Genomic DNA, 18,340 nt, shown 5'->3' on the forward strand with positions numbered 1-18,340 from the left:
CAGCTACAGCACCACCAGGTGGTCCCGGTGGATGACCTCGCGGCCGCCCTTGGTGCCGATGATGTCCACAAGGAGGTCCGAGTCGAAGGAGACCAGCCCCTTCGCCACCACCTGGCCCTCCGGACCCACAACCTCCACCGCATCCCCCGCTTTGAATGTCCCCTCGACCGCCCGCACCCCGGCAGCCAGCAGGCTCTTGTTTCCGTGGGACACCGCCCGCCGGGCGCCGTCGTCGACCACGATGCGCCCCCGGGCGGCAGGGGCCCAGGCTATCCAGAGCTTACGGGCTGCCAGCCGCGGCGTCTTTGCCGGTACATACGTACCCACTGGCTCGCCGGCCCAGACGTCCAGCAGCCCGTCCGGGCGCTCGCCGAGGGCGATCACGGTGGCCACCCCGGACAGTCTGGCGATGCGCGCCGCCTCCAGCTTCGACGCCATGCCCCCGGACCCGAGTGACGAGCGCCGTGTGGTGGCCAGCGCCACGACCTCGGGCGTCACCTCGGGGACCGTCGAGATCAGGCTGGCGCCAGGGACGCTGGGGTGGTCGGTGTACAGGCCCTCGACGTCGGAGAGCAGGACCAGCAGGTCCGCCCGCACGATGTTGGCCACCAGGGCCGAGATGCGGTCGTTCTCGCCGTACCGGATCTCCTCGACCGCCACGGTGTCGTTCTCGTTGACAATCGGGATGGCGCCCAGCTCGAGCAGGCGGTCGAGGGTGTTGCGGGCGTTGACGTAGTGGGCACGCTGGACGATGTCCTGCTGGGTCAGCAGCACCTGGCCCACGACCCGGCCCTGGGCCTCGAGGAACTCCGCCCACAGGTCCATGAGCCGGCGCTGCCCGACGGCGGCGGCCGCCTGCAGGGTGGGCATGTCGGTGGGCCGGCGCTCCAGCCCGAGCGCCGCCATCCCGGCCGCGATCGCCCCGGAAGACACCACCACCAGGTCCACCCCCTTGCCGCGGAGGGTGGCGACCTGGTCGGCCAGCCGCCCGATCCGGTGCGGGTCCGGGGTACCGTCCGCCGCGGTCAAGCTGGAGGTGCCCACCTTGACGACGATCCGGTGGGGCTCGACCAGGCGAGGCTTCATCGACCGGCGGGTCGGGCCGCCCGCGTGCCCCGGGGGCGGGTGTCGGTCGGGAACCACTCGAAGGAGGCCTCGCCGATGCGCACCTCGTCGCCCGGCTCCGCCCCGGCGGCCGCCAGCACGCGCTCGACGCCCGCCCGCTCCATGCGCTCCTGCAGGTGGGCGACCGCCTGGGCGTTGGCCAGGTCGGTCATGACCACCCACCGCTCCAGGGCGTCGCCCGACAACCGCCAGGTCCCGTCCTGGTCCCGGCTGACGCCGAGCGCCGTGCGCTCGGTGCGGAAGAGCTCGAATCCCTCCACCGTCTCGGCCCGCGCCGCCCGGCTGGCCGCCACCTCGGCGGCGAGCCTCGCCACCAGGGCGTCCAACCCGGTGCCCTCGGCCGCCGAGATGGCCACCGGGGCGAGCCCTGCGGCCACGAACTGGTCCGTGATCCGCTCGAGCACCCCGTCCTCCGCCACGTCGACCTTGTTGAGGCCCACGATTTCCGGGCGCCCCTCGAGCCCGGGCTTGAACGAGATCACCTCGCTGCGTACCAGGCGGTACGCCGCCAGAGGGTCGTCGGCGTTCACATCCACCAGGTGCATAAAGAGCAGCGCCCGCTCGGCATGACGGAGGAAGCCGAGACCGAGGCCCCTGCCCTCGTGGGCGCCCTCGATGAGCCCGGGGATGTCGCAGATCGTGAACGCCGCGTCGGGGTCGTCGCCCGGCACCACCCGCCCGAGCGTGGGCTCCAGGGTGGTGAACGGGTAGGCCGCCACCTTGGGGCTGGCCGCCGACAGCGCCCCCACCAGGGTGGACTTGCCGGCGTTGGGCAGCCCGATGACCGCCACGTCGGCGATCAGGCGCAGCTCCAGGTGGAACCGCCCGCTGATTCCCGGCTCGCCCAGCTCGCCGAAGCCCGGTGCCCGCCGGGCATCCGAAAGGAAGGCGGCGTTCCCCCGGCCCCCGCGCCCGCCGGCCGCCACCACGTAACGGTCGCCCGGGCGGGCGAGGTCGGCCAGGAGCTGGCCCCCGCTGTCGTGCACGACAGTGCCGGGCGGCACAGCCAACGTGAGATCGCCCGCATCGGCGCCGTTGCGGTGGTTGCCCCCGCCCGGCGTACCCGAGGCAGCCTTCTGGTGGGGGTGGTCGCGCAGCCAGGAGAGCGAGCCCACGCCATCGGTGGCCACCAGGATCACCGACCCGCCCCGCCCCCCGTTGCCCCCGTCCGGGCCGCCGCGGGGCTGGTACTTCTCGCGGTGGAAGGTGACGGCGCCGTCGCCGCCCCGGCCCGCCGCCACCATGATCTGCGCCTCGTCCACGAACATGGATCCCATCGTATCGGCGGGGCGGCCCACCCCCCGGGTCTAGACTGTCCGGCGACATGGCCCTGCCGATGCGCTCGATGGCTGCCCGGGCGGTCGTGGTGGCGCTGCTTGCCGTCGTTCTCGCGGCGTGCACCAGCCACCCGAAGGCGAAGCCGGCGGCGTCTCCCAGCGGCCCGGCGCTGAGCGGCTCCCTGCGGATCGCCGCCGACAGCGCCCTCCAGGCCGCCTTCAACAACCTTGTCACCGGCTTCGTGAGCGCCCACCGGGGCCTCACGGTCACCCCGACGTACCTGGGGTCCCAGGCCCTCGCTGCGACCCTGCAGCGCGGCACCACCGCCGATGTCGTGGCGGTCGCCAGCGGGACCGGCGGCTTCGTCGATGCCCTCACAACCGCAGGCCTGGTGGTCTCGGGCACGGCGAAACCGGTCGCACGCGACCCGTTGCAGATCGCGGTGCCCGCGGGCAACCCGCAGGGACTGACCACGCTGGCCGCCCTCACGGGCCGGGGCGTGCAGGTGGCACTGGTGGAACCCAGCCTGCCCTTGGGGTCGGCGGCCCAGCAGGCCCTTGCCCTGGCCGGAGTCCGCCTGGCCAAGCCCACCCTCGAGCTGACCGCCGGGAGCGTCATCGCAGACGTGGTCTCGGGCACCGCCCAGGCCGGTCTGGTGGCCGCCAGCGACGTGGCGGCCGGTGGCTCGTCGGTAACCGGGGTGGCACTCCCGGCGGCCGACGCCGTCGTGACCGGGTACAGCATCGCGGCGGTGGGCAGTGCGGCCAACCCGTCGGCGGCATCAGCCTTCATCGCCTACGTCCTCTCCCCGGCGGGCCAACAGATCCTGCAGTCCGCCGGGTTCCTCCCGGCTTCCTGACCCGCGCACCCGCAATGGGCGCTCGCCAGCCCGCCCGTGCGCTCGCACCGGCCGGACAGCGAGCCGCCCATCCCGCGCTCCAGCCCCTGCCCACCCGGGGCAGGCCGCCCGGATGCCGGCCAGCATCATTCCCGGCTCCGTAAGGCGGCCATGAGATCCATGGGGAAGGCATCGGGCAGCTCCGGTCGCTCAGGTGCCGGTCGCTCAGGTGGGGGGTAGGGCACGAAGGGGGTCCCGTCCGGCCGGAGGAACACCAGGTGGTTGCCCGCCCCCGGCCCGGGCTCGGGATTGCCCACCACCGACCAGCCCCCGTCGTGGACCAGGGAATGGTGTCGTTTACAGAGGAGCAACAGGTTGGTCGAGACGGTGGGGCCGCCGTCGGCCCAGTGCTCCCGGTGGTGGGCGTGCAGATGCCTGCGCATGCCACAGCCCGGGAACCGGCAACATTTGTCCCGGTTCTTCAGGTAGCGACTGAGCGGGTGGGGGATGTCCCGCTGAGCGGGGGCGATGGCCACCAGGCCCGCCTGGTCCTCCAATACCACCTCGAGGCGGCCGTCGCACGACAGCCGGCGCACGACCCTGGCGGGCACCGCCCCGCCCGAGGACAGCTCGGCCATGCCCTCCCCCGACACCAGGGACTCCACGCTGATGTGCACCACGACGCAGGCCCGGTCCGGGTCGGCGTCCTCCCGCAGGCGGGTGGATGCCAGGGCCACCAGGGCCTCGGCGGCGGCCACGTCGGGCGGGTCGAAGGCACCGGTCAGCGGGTCGGGCTTGCCCGAGACCGCCCGCTCGATGGCGGCGATCACCACCGCCCCGTCCTCGGGGGCCAGCCAGCCCCGGAACTGGGTCCAGCCGTCCCCGGAGTGCCACCAGGTGAGCGCGGGGCGGGGCGCCACGCCGGGCTCTCGGGCGGCCACCTGCTCCTGGCGGCGCACCGCCTTGCGCAGGACGTCGGCCGGCAGGGCCTCCGCCTCGGCGGTCACGCCGGCGTCGGTCACCGCCCCGGTGCCATCGCCGCCCACCAGCCTGGCGGCCGCCGCCGCCGACTCCAGGTTCAACGCCCCTGAGGACAGCGACGACGCCAGGGCGGGCAGCCCGGGCAGCGCCCGGGCCAGCTCCACCCAGTCCAAGGCGGTGGCGTAGGTGACATGCAGGGCGGCCACCAGCCAGTTGGCCATCGAGCGGGCCCCGTCGGCCCGCCAACACTCCCGGGCGTCGAAGCCGGCAATGAGAGAAATCAGCTCGGCTTGGGCGGCCACCACCACGGCGTGCTGGGAGCTGATCGCCGCCGCCAGCCCCGAAGCCGGCAGCGACTCCCGCACCGCAGTCTCCATCCCGCCCTCCTGGCCACCCTTGGCACGAACACCAGTTCGATAACCAGCACACTAGCACATGGGTACGACAGAGAACGGCCAAAAACGCGCCCCAGCGAAAAAACGACAGGAATATTTTGACGAAGCATGAGGCACATCGGGGGCCTGCCCTGCCGAACAGCCGAGCGGGGGTTGAGGGTCCACAGTTAAAGGCAGATCCTGCTACACTTATCCGATGCGTCAGGCGGTGCGGCCCGGCTTCCTCGCGGCTTTGGCCGGCGCCCTGCTCACCTTGGCCCTCGTGATCCTCCTCCGGGGCAACACGCAGGTCATGGACATGCTCGATCGCGGCTCAGGAGGCCCCGGCGCTCCGATCGTGCAGACCACACCGCCGCCCCCACTGTTCCCACCCATCGTGCTGGAGACGGCGACCCCTACCCCGGTCGCGAGGTTCCCTTGAAGGGCATGACTCTGGAGGGCACGACTCGTCCGTGACCACGAGTCGCATGATCGGCGATGTTCCAACGAGCCAGGGAGGACTCGGGCAACCGTCCCTTCGCTCGGATCCATACCGCGGGGGCAATCGTGGCGCGCGAATGGTACGCACCCAGCTTGTGTCCGCCCCAAACAGCGGCCGGCGTGGAGGGGCTACGCGTCGATGCTCACGAAGCGCCGGCCCCGGCGCTCGTGGTACCGCACCTTGCCCTGCTGCATGGCGAACAGCGTGTCGTCGCCGCCCCGGCCGACGCCGAGGCCCGGGTGGATGGGTGTGCCCCGCTGGCGGACCAGGATGGCCCCGCTCAGTACCGACTGCCCACCGAACACCTTCACACCCAGGCGTTGCGCCTGCGAGTCGCGCCCGTTTCGGGAGGACGCCGCCCCTTTCTTGTGTGCCATGTCGCTCCTAGGGTAGCAGGGGGCCTCAGCCCTCAGCCGACTCCGCCGCGGGCGCCGCCGATGGCCCCACGCCACCGATCGAGAGGATCTCGACCAGGGAGTAAAGCTGGCGGTGGCCCGTCTTTGCCGCGTAGCCGGTCTTGTTGCGGTACTTGAACACGGTGATCTTGTCGCCCTTGGCTTCGCCCATCAGCTTGGCCGCCACCGGGTACCCGGCCGCCTCCTTGCCGTGCACCGTGGTGCCTTCCTCGGTGGAGACGAGGAGGGGGGTGAAGCTGACCTCGGTGTCCTTGGTGCCGAGGTGCTCCACCTCGATCACATCGCCCGCCTGCACCCGGTACTGCTTGCCTCCGGTTTTGATCACCGCATACATCGTTGCCGCCTTCCCGGTCCGCGCCACGTCCACGTCTGAGGACATGGAAGCCGCATGATACAGCGGAACTCCGCTACTCCCGTTCTACTCCCGGCTCGCTTCCACCGGGGCGCCATCTTCGACCTCCATCAGCAGGATCCCCCGCCCCCCGCACTTGTCGCACGGCTCGGAGAAGGCTTCCAGAAGGCCCTCGGAGATGCGCTTGCGGGTCATTTGCACCAGGCCCAGCTCGGAGACATCGAAGACCTGGGTACGGGTCTTGTCGCGGGCGAGGGCAGCTTTGAACTCCCGCACCAGCTCCTCCCGGTGGCGGATCTGCAGCATGTCGATGAAGTCCACGACGATGATGCCCCCGATGTCCCGCAGGCGCAGCTGCTTGGCCACCTCGACTGCTGCCTCGAGGTTGGTCTTCAGGACGGTGTCCTCCAGGGTGGACCGGCCAACGTACCGCCCGGTATTGACATCGATCACCGTCAGGGCCTCGGTCCGGTCGATCACGAGGTGGCCCCCGGACGGGAGGCTGACCTTGCGGTCGAGGCCCCGGCGCAGCTGCTCGTACACGTTGTAGGTGCGGAACAGCGGGGTGGTGGCCTCGTAGAGCTCCAGGCGCTCCAGCAGCGCCGGTGTCACATCGGCCACGTAGGTGCGGATCTGATCGAAGACTTCCGGGTTGTCGGTGACCACCCGCTCGACGTCCTCGGTCAGCAGGTCCCGAATCACCCGTAGAGCCATCTCGGGCTCGGCGTGGATCAGGGCGGGGGGTTGGGCTTGCTTCGCCCGGGCCGAGATTTCCTCCCAGGTAACGACCAGCCGCTGGATATCAACCTCCAGGTCGCTTTCGGTCGCCCCCCGGGCGGCGGTCCGGACGATGAGCCCGTACCCCTCCGGCCGCAGCCGCTGGGCGATCTCACGCAGCCGGGTCCGCTCCTCGTCGCCCAGGCGGCGGCTGACCCCGAGGGAGTCCTCCTCCGGCACCAGCACGACGTACCGCCCGGCGAGGGAGATCTCGGAGGTGAGCCGGGCCCCCTTGGAGCCGATGGGGTCCTTGGTGACCTGGGCCAGGATCGGCTGGCCGGACTTCAGCACCTTCTCGATGCGCCGCCCGATCCCCTCGACGTCCTCGTCGAAGGAGACCTCGCCCACGTAGATGACCGCGTTGCGTTCCTCGCCGATGTTGATGAACGCCGCCTCCATGCCGGGCAGCACGTTCTGCACCCGCCCCAGGTAGACATTGCCCACGATGGACTGATCCTCCTGGCCGGCCACGTACAGTTCGACCAGTTCCGACTCCTCGAGCACAGCCATCTGGGTGCGGTGAGGGCGGACCGTGATGAGCATGGTTCGGGGCCGTGTCGCGGGAATGGGCTGGCGCTCGGCGCGGCCCCGGCGGGTACGGCGGCGCCTGCGATCGGTGCCGTCGCCGGTGGGCTCGGTGCCGTCGCCGGGGACGACATCGGCTGAGGGGACGACTACCAATTCGGGCGCATCGACTGCGGCCGCCGCGTCGGTTTCGCCTGCGGCGGCACCGTTCGACTTGCGTTTGCGGCGGCGCCGGGTGCTGGGGGCTCGGACCGCTTCCTCGCCCTCAACGGCTGGCGCGGGGACCGACAGCTCTTCGGCCTCCCTGGACTCGGCGGTGCCGGCGCCGGAAGCGCTCCCCCGCCGGCGCCGGCGACGCCTGCCCGCGGGAGCGGGCGGAGTGGGTTCCTCGGACTCGTCGGTCGCCGTGGACTCGGCCCGCGCGGGCCGAACAGCGGGCGGCGAGGCGGCCGGCTCCTCCTCGGATGCGCCCCCCTCGGCAGCCGCCCGGGCCACCGCAGCCGCTTTGCGCCGCCTCCGGCGGCGGGCGGAAGGCGAGAGCGGGGTCTCAGCCCCATCAGTCGGCCCGGAGGCGGCGGGAGTCGGTCCAGCATCGCCCGCAGGTGCGGGTGCGGCGGCCTCTTCACCAGCGGCTCCGCCCCCCGATCCCCGGCGCCGGCGGCGCGGTCGGGCGGCCGGGGCGGCCGGTGCCTGCTCGTCGGGCACTGCCTCCACGGCGACTGCAGGTGCAGCCTCGGCTGGCGCCTCGTCGGCGTCGCCTGGCGTAGAACCCGCCCCTCCCCCGGATCCCCGGCGCCGGCGGCGCTTCCGCCGGGGCCTGGCCTCGCCGGGTGTGCCGGCCTCGCCCTCTTCCGAGGGCGCCGCCTCCGCCTCCGCAGCCGGCGCCTCGACTGCAGTTGATGCCGCTACAGGAGATCCAGGGGTGGGCGTGCGCCGCCGTCGGGGGGGTCGAGCCCCGGCGCTGGGAGCCTCGCCGGTGGGTTCCTCGGCGCTGGGAGCCTCGGCCGGAGCGGTCGGAGGGGCCGGCGACGACTCGGGGCCGGCCACCGGCGGCGTCCTGGGTTTACGGGGCCTGCGGGTTGGGGGCCTCGGGGCTTCGTCCGTGGTTTCGGGGACACTGGCGGCAGCCCCCGCCGCCGTAGCCGGAGCCCGGACCTCCGGGGCAGCCGGTGCGGCGACCGGTGCGGGTGGCTCTCCAGCAGAGGGCGGCTCTCCAGCAGAGGACCCCGCGGGCCGCGCCGAGGGTGCCCTCTTCCTCCTCGGGGCGGGCCGTGCCGGCGTCTCGGCCTCGGCCGGCGGCGCAGGCGGTGCCGGAAGTGGAGGTGAAGCCACAGGCGCGGCCTCTTCGGCAGCCGATACCTTCGGCTTCCGGGTCCGCACCCGCTTGGGCGCCTCTGCCGGCACGTCCCCCGACACGGGAGTCGGCACAGAAGTCGGCACAGGGCTTGGCGCAGGGCTCGGCTCGGGGCTTGTCGTTTTCACGCTCGGCGCTGCAGCGGTCGTGGCGGCCGGCGCACGGCGCGGCCGTGCCGGCCTCGCCGGAGCGGCGGTTTCTGGGGCCGCCTCCTCCGCCACCTCCGCCGCCGGGGTACCCGCGCCTCGACGGGTCCGCGAACGCTTCACCGGGGCCGGCTTCTCGGGGAGAGGCGCCCAACCCGCAGGCGCTCCGCCCGGAGGTGCTCCACCCCCAGGCGGCGGGCGCTCGGGCGGAGCCGATCCAGCCGGTCCGGCGGCGGACTCGGCCCCAAGTTTGGCCACCCGTGGCGCCGCCGGTGCGCGCGGTGCCCGTGGTGCGCGCTTGGGTTTGCTGCCGGCCGGCTCTCCCTCCGCGGGACCCTCCGCGGGACCCTCCACCGGCGTTGCTACTGCTTGCTGCTCGGCGCCCGCAGGAGCGGTTGCCTTCCGCTTCCTCGCCTTCGGCGCGGGGGCTTCCCCGTCCGGGCGAGGGGTACCCTCGTCAGCCACACAAACCTCCTCAAAATCTTCCGGCTGCGGAGCCCGTGGCGTACTCCGGAGCCTCGTGGGGCCGCCCTACCAACCGCCGGGCTCGGCCGCGGCACCTGGGTTACGCAGGGGCACTCGGTCGGCGCGTCAGCGTCGGAGGGCAGCGGGACCACCCGGGCCAGCGCGCGAGCGCCTCCCCGGAAGGTTGTACCGAATACTCCCATGCGCCGGGGAATCCGGCAACGACTGGCGCCGAGCCGGCTACACGAACCGTCGCATGTGGATGTTCATCAAGATACCCACCGCGCAGAAAGACGTCAGCAGCGACGAGCCCCCGTACGAGATGAACGGCAGCGGGATGCCCACGATCGGCACGATCCCGATCGTCATGCCCACGTTGATGAAGAGCTGGAAGGCGAGCATCGCCGCCACCCCCATGGCCAGGCGGGTGCCGAACTGGTCCCGGGCTAACACAGCGATCCGGAGTGCCCGCCAGATCAGGAACGCCAGGAGCCCGATGACCAGCAGGGAGCCGAGGAACCCGGTCTCCTCGCCGATCACGGTGAAGATGAAGTCGGTCTGGTTCTCCGGGACGTAGTCCAGGTTGGTCTGCGTCCCCTTCAGGAGACCCTTGCCGGTCAGGCCCCCGGAGGACACGGCGATCTTCGACTGCCCCAGGTTGTAGGCCGCCGAACATCCGGAGGCGTTGGGTTGGGTCTGACACGCGGCCGCCGACTTCTGGTTGAGGAACCCGGTGATGCGGGCGAGCTGGTACTGATGGATGAAGCCAAAGTGCAGGGCGAGGAAGATCACCACCGCCCCGCCCGCGGCCAGGACCCCCAGCCAGCGCAACCGCGCCCCCGCCACCACGATGATCGTCACCGAGACGAACAGCAGCACCAGCACGGTGCCGAGGTCGGGCTGCAGGTACACCAGCGCGGCGGGGATCGCAGCCAGGGCCACGGCGATCAGCACCTTCGGGCCGCCGTCGTCCGTGCCCCGCTCGGCCCAGAGGGCGGCCAGGGCCACGATGAGCACCAGCTTCATGAGCTCCGAGGGCTGGATCTGCAGGATGCCGACCGTGATCCAGCGCTGCGCACCCAGCTGGCGCTGCCCGATCGGCGTGAGCACCAGCAGCAGCCCCGCCAGCCCGCCGAGGTAGGCCAGCGGCGCCAGCGTCCGGAGCTGGCGGTAGTCGAACATGACCGCGATCAGCAGGATGATCAGCGCCAGCGCCACATACGTGAGCTGGCGCTTCAGGTAGTAGTTGGGATCGGTCCCGACCGCCAGCAGGTGCGGCCGGGTGGCCGAGTACACCGCGACACACCCGATCACCGCCAGGGCCATGGCCGCCGCCAGCAAGGAGAGATCGACGTGGCGCACCGGGTGCTTGGCCGACAGCGGCCCGGCCATGACCCGTTGCCTGCCAAAGGTGCCCGTCCGGCCGAGGTAGGTCCCCTGCCCCGCCATCAGCCGTCCCCCCGCGCGTGGCCCGCCGGCCCGGAACCAGTCACGGCCATCAGGCTACCCGAGGACCCCGCGCATGTGCCCGCAGCCAGTCGGCCCATTTACGCCCGGCCCGCGCGCCCGGGGAAGACGGCCTCGCCGTACGGGTCGGCCGACAACCGCCGGACGATCGGGTAGATGAGCGGCGCCAGCAGGGTGTTGTACAGCCCGGTGAGCACGATCACCTGCACCAGGCGGGATCCGGGCTCGGCGGGAACGCCCAGCAGCAGCGACAGCCCGATGTAGAAGCTTTCGCCCACCAGGGAACCCGCCGCCACCCCCACCAGGGGGACGGCCACACTGGACGAGCGCACGTAGGGCCGGATGGCACCCACCGCGTAGCCCACAGACAGGTAGGCCAGTGCCGAGAGCCCGGTGGGGGCGTTCAGCATGAAGTCGCGCAGCAGGCCGCCGCCGAAGCCGGCGAAGGCCCCGGGTGACGGACCGGTGGACAGGCCGATGCAGATGGTTACCACCAGGATGAGGTCCGGCGACACGCCGAAGATCACCAGGTGATGCCCCACCGTGGTCTGCAGCACCACGGCGACCAGCATGAGCGTCGCCACACCGACGACCCGACGCACCGTCCCGCCCCGGCCTAGGTCCCGGGCAACGGGACCGGCTTGGTGCCCAGGAGGATCAGCACGAGCTGGAGCCGGTTGAAGTCAACGTAGGGCTGCACCGACGCCCGCAGGCTGAGGCCGTCGGTGGTCGGGTTGACGTGGAGGACCCGGCCCACCGGGATCCCGGGCGGGAAGACGCCCCCGTTGTAGCCCGACGTGATTACCTCCGCACCGGTGGCCACCGTCTCGGTCACCGCCAGCAGGCCCAGGCTGAGCGCCGCGTTCCCGCCCCCGGTCACCACCCCGGTGTCGCCGGTGGTGGTCAGCCGCCCGCCGACGCTGCTCGTCGGGTCGAGGATGAGCAGAACCTTCGACCAGGTGCCCCCGACGTCGGTGACGCGGCCCACCAGCCCGTTCTCGGCCACCACCGACATGCCCACCGCGACCCCGGCGTTGGTGCCCTTGTCCAGGAACACGCTCCATTCCTGGTTCGAGGGGCCACCGGCGATCACCTCCGCGCCCAAGGTCGGCCCGCTGATCCAGGTCTGCTCCTGCAACAGCCCGAGGGCGTCCTTCAGTTGCTGCTGGATGGCGGGGTATTGGTTGAGCTGGTGCTTGAGCGAGGCGACCTCCTTGCGCAGCTTGGTGTTCTGGCTCTCCGCCGAGGGCAGCCGGCCGATGGCGTCGAAGAACCCGCCCACGGGCGAGAGCACGCGGGTGACGCCCTTCTGCAGGGGAGAGATGAGAGTGAGCGCCGCCTGCTGCACCTTGTGCAGGGGGCCGGTGCTGCCCGACCGGTACCCGATGGTGATCAGCGTGACGCTGGCCGCCAGCAAGGCGGCGAGGACCACCCGCGACTTGGACCTGCGGTATGTCACTCTCACGTCGTCCTCCCGGCCGAGATTGTACGGCCGTGCCTCGGTGCGCCCGGCGTGCCCGGCGTGCCCGGCGCGAGCTCGACGCCCTGAGCTCGCGGTGCGGCCCGCGCTGCGGCCCGGGGGTCGTTAGTGGCGGCTGGAGGCGATCAGCATGGGCTTCAACGCCTCGAACTCCTCCAGGCACTTGCCCGATCCCACCGCCACGCATGACAGCGGGTTCTCCGTCAGGTGCACTGGCATGCCGGTCTCGTGCTTCAGCCGCTCGTCCAGGCCCTTGAGCAGGGCTCCCCCGCCCGTGAGCACGATGCCCTTGTCCATGATGTCGGCGGCCAGCTCGGGGGGCGTCCGGTCCAGGGTCGACTTGCAGGCGTCCACGATGGCGTTCACCGGCTCCTCGATGGCCCGGCGGATCTCCTCCGACGACACGATGATCGTCTTGGGCAGGCCGGTCACCAGATCCCGCCCCCGGATCTCGGCATTGGGCTCCTCGGGCAGCGGGAACGCCGAGCCGATTGCCATCTTGATCTCCTCGGCGGTGCGCTCGCCGAGGGCGAGGGAGTACTCCTTCTTGATGTAGGCGATGATCGCCTCGTCGAGCTCGTCGCCGCCGATGCGGATCGACAGCGCGGTCACGATGCCGCCCAGCGAGATCACCGCCACCTCGGTGGTGCCGCCCCCGATGTCGACCACCATGTTCCCGGCGGGCTCGTGCACCGGTAGGCCGGCGCCAATGGCGGCGGCCATGGGCTCCTCGATGATGTACGCCGCCCGGGCGCCGGCGGCGATGGCCGCCTCCTCCACCGCCCGCTGCTCGACGCCGGTGATGCCCGAGGGGACGCACACCACCACCCGGGGCTTGGCCAGCACCCGGCGGCGGTGCACCTTCTGGATGAAGTAGCGCAGCATCTTCTCGGTGACGTCGAAGTCGGCGATGACGCCGTCCTTCAGGGGCCGGATTGCCAGGATGTGGCCCGGGGTGCGGCCAATCATCCGCTTGGCCTCCGCCCCCACCGCCAGGATGGCGCCGGTCTTGGTGTTGATCGCCACCACCGACGGCTCGTTCAGCACCGTCCCGCGCCCGCGCACGTACACCAGGGTGTTGGCCGTGCCGAGGTCCACGGCCATGTCCCGGCCCATGAACTGGAAGGCTTTATCGAGTCGCATGCGGTCTCCCTCGACGAGGGGCTCGGGTGGGCGGCGGCCCCGGGATACAAGGGTGACAGGTAAACGCGGGAACGCTACCCTACGCCAGTTGGGCAAAACTCGCGGCCGGGCAAAGCCCGGCTGTGACTTCTCGGCCGCCTGCCATGCCCCATTTTCCGTGAGTGTTCCGGGGTGCTATGCGGGATTGAGCACTCACAGAATCCCGCAAGCTGGCGCCTCAGTGGCTCTCCGACTGTCTGTGAGTGTTCAGGGGTGCTATACGGGACTGAGCACTCACAGAAACCAGCCGGGCAGCCGCACCGCGACCGCGCTCCTCCAGCCCTAGAGACCCGGGAAGAACAGGCCCAGCTCCCGGGTGGCCGACGCCGGCGAGTCGGACCCGTGGACGATGTTGGAGTCAATGACCAGGCCGTAGTCGCCCCGGATGGTGCCCGGCGCCGCCTCGGCCGGGTTGGTGGCCCCCATCAGGGTGCGCACCACGCCCTGCGCGCCCGGCCCCTCGAGCGCCATCGCCACGATCGGCCCCGAGGTGATGAAGGCCACCAGGTTGTCGTAGAACGGCTTGCCCATGTGCTCGGCGTAGAGCTGGCTGGCGAGGCCCTCGTCGGCCTGCATCAGGTGCAGCGCAACGAGTGTCAGGCCCTTGCGCTCCACCCGGGCGACGATGTCGCCCACCAGTCCCCGACGGACGCCGTCGGGCTTCACGAGCATGAGGGTGCGGTCCACGGGCGGGGACTATAGCGGACTACTCCGCGCTGCCCCCCACCGGACCCAGAAGGAGATCCCGGGCCTCGCCCACGGCGTAGAGCGATCCGGTGATCACGATCACGCCCCGATCGGCACCGGCCCGGGCCCGGTCCAGGGCGTCCTGCAGCGAGCTCGCGACCTCCACCATGCCCGCCGGCGTGCCCAGGGCCCGGGCGGCCTCGGCGAGGTCGCCGGCGGGCGCCGCCCGGGGGCTGGAGCTGGTCCAGAAGATGACCCGGTGAGCCGAGGCCAGCATCGGGGCCAGCACCTGGGGCACGTCCTTGTCGGCGAACACCGAGATCACGAATGTCCTGGGGAGCCGCCCGAAGGATTCGGCCAGCGCCACCGCCAGGGCCTGGGCGGCCTGCGGGTTGTGCGCCCCGTCGAGGACCATCGCCGGGTCCCAACCCACCTGCTCCAGCCGACCGGGCGACGTCACCGCCGCCAGCGCCTCCCCCAGGGCCTCCTCATTGAGCGGGCGCCCCAGGAGCTCCTCGCACGCGGCGATCGCCAGCGTGGCGTTGGTCGCCTGGAAGCCGCCGAGCAGGGGTAGGTAGAGCTCGGAGTAGATCTGGCCCGACGGCCCCCGGACGCTGAACTGACGCCCCCGGAAGGCCGGCTCGTCGTCGATAAGGTCGAAGTCCCGGCCCATCACGGCGAGCGCCAGGCCCCGTTCGTCCGCGGTGGCGGCCACCAGCGCCGCCACGTCCGCGTCCTGCGCCGCGCTGACGCAGCGCATGCCCGGCTTCAGGATGCCCACCTTTTCCCGGGCATTGGCCAGCGGCGTCGTGCCCAGGAAGGCACGGTGATCGACGCCGATGCGGGTGAGCACCGAGACGTCCCCGGCCACCACGTTGGTCGCGTCCCACGACCCCCCCAGCCCGGCCTCCACCACGCCCGCTGCCACGGTGGCCTGCGCCATCCATTCGAACGCCAGGGCGGTGGTCAGCTCGAAGTACGTGACCGGCTCCCCGGCCTGCTCCACGAGGGACACGAACGGCACCAGGTACTCCACCAGCGCCCGGAACTCGTCTTCGCTGATGGCCTCGCCGGCAAGGGGTCCCTCTTCGGTACGCCCCCAGCGGACGAAGCGCTCGCGCAGCGACTGGAGGTGGGGCGAGGTGTACACGCCTGCCGGAAGGCCGTGCGCCGCCAGCACCGCCCCCACGATGCGGGCGGTGGACGTCTTGCCATTGGTGCCTGCCAGGTGCACCGTGGGGTAGGTGCGCTCCGGGTGGTCGAGCAGACCGAGGAGCGCCTCGATGCGGCCCAGCCCGGGCGTGATCCCCTGGCCCCGCCCCTCGACGACCGCCAGGGCCTCCCGGTAGGAGAGCCCGGCGGCTGGGACGTCGGGGACGTCGGCGGCTATGCCAGCTCCTCGAGCTGGGCCTGGAGCTTCTCCCGCGTGGCCTGGGCCTCGGCCAGTTTGCGTTCCTCCCCGGCCACCACCGCCGGGGGCGCCTTGGCTCGGAAGGATTCGTTGCCCAGCTTGGTTTCGAAGCGGCGCACCTCGGACTCGGCCTGGTCCAGGGCCTTGCGCAGGCGGGCGCGCTCGGCGTCCAGGTTCAGCACGCCGGCGAGCGGGATCACCACGTCCACCGGCCCGGCCACCAGCCGGGTCGCCGGGCCGCGGCCCTCCGCCGTGCCCGCCCCGGGCACCACCGAGACCTCGGCCAGGCGGCCGAGAGCCTCCAGCGTCGGGCGCTCCCGCTCCAGCGCCGACCGGACCCCGCCCGACGATGCCACCAGCTCCGCCCGGATCTTGGCCCCGGCCTCGACGTGGTGGTCGGCCCGGAAGCTGCGCACCGCCGAGATGACGCCCTGCACCCAGCCGAACTCCTCGACCGCGGCCTGGCCGCCTGCCACCTCGAAGGGCTGCGGCCAGGGCGCTCGCATGATCGACGGGTCCTCGGCGTCCATGGCCGCGGGCAGCTTCTGCCAGATCTCCTCGGTGACGAAAGGCATGAACGGGTGGAGGAGGCGGAGCACCGCCTCCAGCACGTAGCGGAGCACGGCCCGGGTGGCCCCGCCGGCGTTCGCCTCCCGCAGCGCCAGCTTGGCCGCCTCCAGGTACCAGTCGCAGAACTCGTTCCACACGAAGGCGTAGACCGCCTTGGCGGCGGCCGAGAGGTCGAAGCCCTCGAGGCCCCCGGTGACCTCGCCGATGGTGGCCGAGAGCCGGGCCAGGATCCAGCGGTCGGCAAGCGCCAGGTCCCCGGTGGGCGGGGCGTCCAACCGCCCCGTGTCGCCCAGGTGCATCATCACCAGACGGGAGGCATTCCACAACTTGTTGGCGAAGTTGCGGGCGCCGGCGGTCCATTCGTCGTGCAGGAAGATGTCCTGCCCGGTGGCGTGCTCGGCGATCATGAACCGCAGGGCGTCCGTGCCGTAGCGCTCCAGGAGGTCCAGCGGGTCGACGACGTTGCCCAGCGACTTCGACATCTTCCGGCCCTGGGCGTCCCGCACGATGCCGTGGATGTAGACCGACGTGAACGGGACGTCGCCTTGGGTGCGCAGCCCGGCCATCATCATGCGGGCCACCCACAGGTGGATGATCTCGTAGCCCGTGACCAGCACCGAGGTCGGGTAGAAGTAGGCCAGGTCTTCGGTCTGCTCCGGCCACCCCAGGGTGGAGAACGGCCAGAGCTGGCTGGAGAACCAGGTGTCCAGCACGTCGGGGTCCTGGCGGGGGTGGCCGGCGCCGCAGCTGCGGCAGTGCTCGGGATCCTCGAGGGCCGCCCAGACATCGCCGCACGCGTCGCAGTAGAAGACCGGGATGCGATGGCCCCACCACAGCTGGCGGGAGATGCACCAGTCCCGGACCTGCTCCATCCAGTTCAGGTAGTACTTGGTCCAGCGCTCGGGGGAGAACCTCGTCCGGCCGGACTCCACCGCTTCGATCGCCGGGCGGGCCAGCGGCTCCATCTTCACAAACCACTGCTCTGACAGCCACGGCTCCACGATGGTGTGGCAGCGGTAGCAGCGGGCGATGGCGTAGGAGTGCGGCGTCGAGCCGACCAGCAGCCCGAGGTCATCGAGGGCCGTGCGCACCGCCTCACGGGCGTCGTAGCGGTCCATGCCGGCGAAGCGCCCCCCGGCGTCGGTCACCCGGGCCCGGGTGTCGAAGATGTTGATCGCCTCCAGGCCGTGGCGCTCGGCGATCTCGAAGTCGGTCTGGTCGTGGGCGGGCGTGATCTTGACCGCCCCGGTGCCGAAGGCCGGGTCCACCGCCTCGTCGGCGACGACGGCGAGCTTGCGCCCGTTGAACGGGTGGATGGCGAAGCGGCCCACCAGGCTCCGGTAGCGTTCGTCGGCCGGGTTCACCGCGATGGCGACGTCGCCCAGCATGGTCTCCAGGCGCGTGGTGGCCACGGTGATGTCCCCGCCGCCCTCCAGCGGGTAGCGGAACTGGACCAGTTCGCCCTCGTGCTCGCTGTGTTCCAGCTCGACATCGGCGATGGCTGTGCCGCAGCGCGGGCACCAGTTGATGATCCGGTTGCCCCGGTAGATAAGGCCGGCGTCGAACAGGTCGACGAAGAGCGTGCGCACGGCCCGGACCAGGCCCGGGTCCAAGGTGAAGCGCAGGCGGTTCCAGTCGCACGAGCACCCGAGGCGCTTGAGCTGGTTCACGATCTGGGTGCCGTACTGCTCCCGCCACTCCCAGACCCGGGCGATGAAGCCCTCCCGGCCGAGGTCGTGCCGGCTGATCCCCTCCTTGGCCAGCTCACGTTCGACGACGTTCTGTGTGGCGATCCCGGCGTGGTCGGTGCCCGGCACCCAGAGGGCCTCGTAGCCCTGCATCCGGCGCCAGCGCACCAGGATGTCCTGGAGCGTCTCGTCCATGCCGTGGCCGAGGTGCAGCGCCCCGGTGATGTTGGGTGGCGGCATGACCACGGTAAATGGGGTCCGGTCGGGGTTCGGCTGCGCGCCGAAATAACCGCCGTCCTCCCAGAAGCGGTAGAGGCGGTCCTCCACCTCCCGCGGTTCATACACCGTTGGCAACTCGGGCATGTGAGCCAGTGTAGTGGGGCTCACCCGGTGGCCCCTTCGGGCTCCCCCGGGATACCCCGCTCGTCGGGCCGGGTTCCCCCGTCGCCCGGCGGCCAGGAGCTGCGCGACCACCCTCGAATCCGTCGTTTTATCGCCCATGGGGAACGGCTATGGCCCACGTGGAAGCCGATCCCCCGATCGCTCCCCCGAATGGTGCAGCGGGAATTGGTCTCGCCTAGCTATGCAGGTGAGCCACTCCCTGGCCGAGGTTAGTTAAGGGACGTTTATCGAGCGGCAAGGGCCCTTCCGGAGGCCGATCACCGCAGCGAGGAGCGCCTCCGCCAGCGTCAGCACCTCGCACCAGGTTGCACCACTCACGG

The 18,340-nt window shown here is 71.6% G+C and carries 15 protein-coding genes; 2 read left to right on the forward strand and 13 right to left on the reverse strand.

What is annotated here, in order from left to right; genetic code table 11:
* Positions 1–3: 3 nt before the first annotated feature.
* Positions 4–1,086 carry a glutamate 5-kinase gene (gene proB, locus VFW71_06740; protein HEU5002459.1) on the reverse strand — a complete coding sequence of 361 codons (1,083 nt, stop codon included), beginning with the start codon at positions 1,084–1,086 and terminating at the stop codon, positions 4–6.
* Positions 1,083–2,393: a GTPase ObgE gene (obgE, locus tag VFW71_06745; protein ID HEU5002460.1), complete on the reverse strand. Its 1,311-nt coding sequence runs from the start codon at positions 2,391–2,393 to the stop codon at positions 1,083–1,085. Before obgE ends, proB begins: the two co-directional genes overlap by 4 nt.
* Positions 2,394–2,449: 56 nt before the next feature.
* On the opposite strand from obgE, the gene VFW71_06750 reads away from it, so the two are divergent.
* Entirely contained in the window at positions 2,450–3,262 is an 813-nt protein-coding gene (locus VFW71_06750; protein HEU5002461.1) for a substrate-binding domain-containing protein, read from the forward strand.
* 125 nt (positions 3,263–3,387) lie between these two features.
* On the opposite strand, the gene VFW71_06755 is transcribed toward VFW71_06750, so the two are convergent.
* On the reverse strand, positions 3,388–4,599 hold the full coding sequence (locus VFW71_06755) for a DUF222 domain-containing protein (protein ID HEU5002462.1): 1,212 nt from the start codon (positions 4,597–4,599) through the stop codon (positions 3,388–3,390).
* A gap of 214 nt (positions 4,600–4,813) precedes the next feature.
* Between VFW71_06755 and VFW71_06760 the strand changes: the two genes are divergently transcribed.
* Complete coding sequence (locus VFW71_06760) at positions 4,814–5,038, forward strand: hypothetical protein (GenBank protein HEU5002463.1); 225 nt, start codon at positions 4,814–4,816, stop codon at positions 5,036–5,038.
* Positions 5,039–5,226: 188 nt separating this feature from the next.
* Here VFW71_06760 and rpmA read toward each other — a convergent pair whose 3' ends face one another.
* The 10 genes from rpmA to VFW71_06810 form a co-directional block, all read right to left on the reverse strand.
* Positions 5,227–5,475 carry a 50S ribosomal protein L27 gene (gene rpmA, locus VFW71_06765; GenBank protein ID HEU5002464.1) on the reverse strand — a complete coding sequence of 83 codons (249 nt, stop codon included), beginning with the start codon at positions 5,473–5,475 and terminating at the stop codon, positions 5,227–5,229.
* Positions 5,476–5,500: 25 nt separating this feature from the next.
* Positions 5,501–5,839 (reverse strand): 50S ribosomal protein L21, encoded by a 339-nt coding sequence (gene rplU, locus VFW71_06770; protein HEU5002465.1) that lies wholly within the window; start codon positions 5,837–5,839, stop codon positions 5,501–5,503.
* 93 nt (positions 5,840–5,932) lie between these two features.
* Positions 5,933–7,663, reverse strand: a complete 1,731-nt coding sequence (locus VFW71_06775) for an Rne/Rng family ribonuclease (GenBank protein ID HEU5002466.1) — start codon at positions 7,661–7,663, stop codon at positions 5,933–5,935.
* A gap of 1,710 nt (positions 7,664–9,373) precedes the next feature.
* A complete protein-coding gene (gene rodA / locus VFW71_06780) occupies positions 9,374–10,582 on the reverse strand; it encodes a rod shape-determining protein RodA (protein HEU5002467.1) in 1,209 nt (402 codons plus the stop codon).
* Positions 10,583–10,680: 98 nt separating this feature from the next.
* Entirely contained in the window at positions 10,681–11,184 is a 504-nt protein-coding gene (mreD, locus tag VFW71_06785) for a rod shape-determining protein MreD (GenBank protein HEU5002468.1), read from the reverse strand.
* Positions 11,185–11,216: 32 nt separating this feature from the next.
* Positions 11,217–12,065 (reverse strand): rod shape-determining protein MreC, encoded by an 849-nt coding sequence (mreC, locus tag VFW71_06790; GenBank protein HEU5002469.1) that lies wholly within the window; start codon positions 12,063–12,065, stop codon positions 11,217–11,219.
* 120 nt (positions 12,066–12,185) lie between these two features.
* Positions 12,186–13,223, reverse strand: a complete 1,038-nt coding sequence (locus VFW71_06795) for a rod shape-determining protein (protein HEU5002470.1) — start codon at positions 13,221–13,223, stop codon at positions 12,186–12,188.
* Between the two features lie 321 nt (positions 13,224–13,544).
* Entirely contained in the window at positions 13,545–13,949 is a 405-nt protein-coding gene (gene ndk, locus VFW71_06800; GenBank protein ID HEU5002471.1) for a nucleoside-diphosphate kinase, read from the reverse strand.
* Positions 13,950–13,968: 19 nt separating this feature from the next.
* Positions 13,969–15,447: a cyanophycin synthetase gene (locus VFW71_06805; GenBank protein ID HEU5002472.1), complete on the reverse strand. Its 1,479-nt coding sequence runs from the start codon at positions 15,445–15,447 to the stop codon at positions 13,969–13,971.
* Positions 15,336–17,981: a valine--tRNA ligase gene (locus VFW71_06810; protein ID HEU5002473.1), complete on the reverse strand. Its 2,646-nt coding sequence runs from the start codon at positions 17,979–17,981 to the stop codon at positions 15,336–15,338. Before VFW71_06810 ends, VFW71_06805 begins: the two co-directional genes overlap by 112 nt.
* Positions 17,982–18,340: the final 359 nt, after the last annotated feature.

This window comes from Actinomycetota bacterium, assembly GCA_035765775.1.
Lineage (GTDB): Bacteria > Actinomycetota > CADDZG01 > JAHWKV01 > JAOPZY01 > DASTWV01.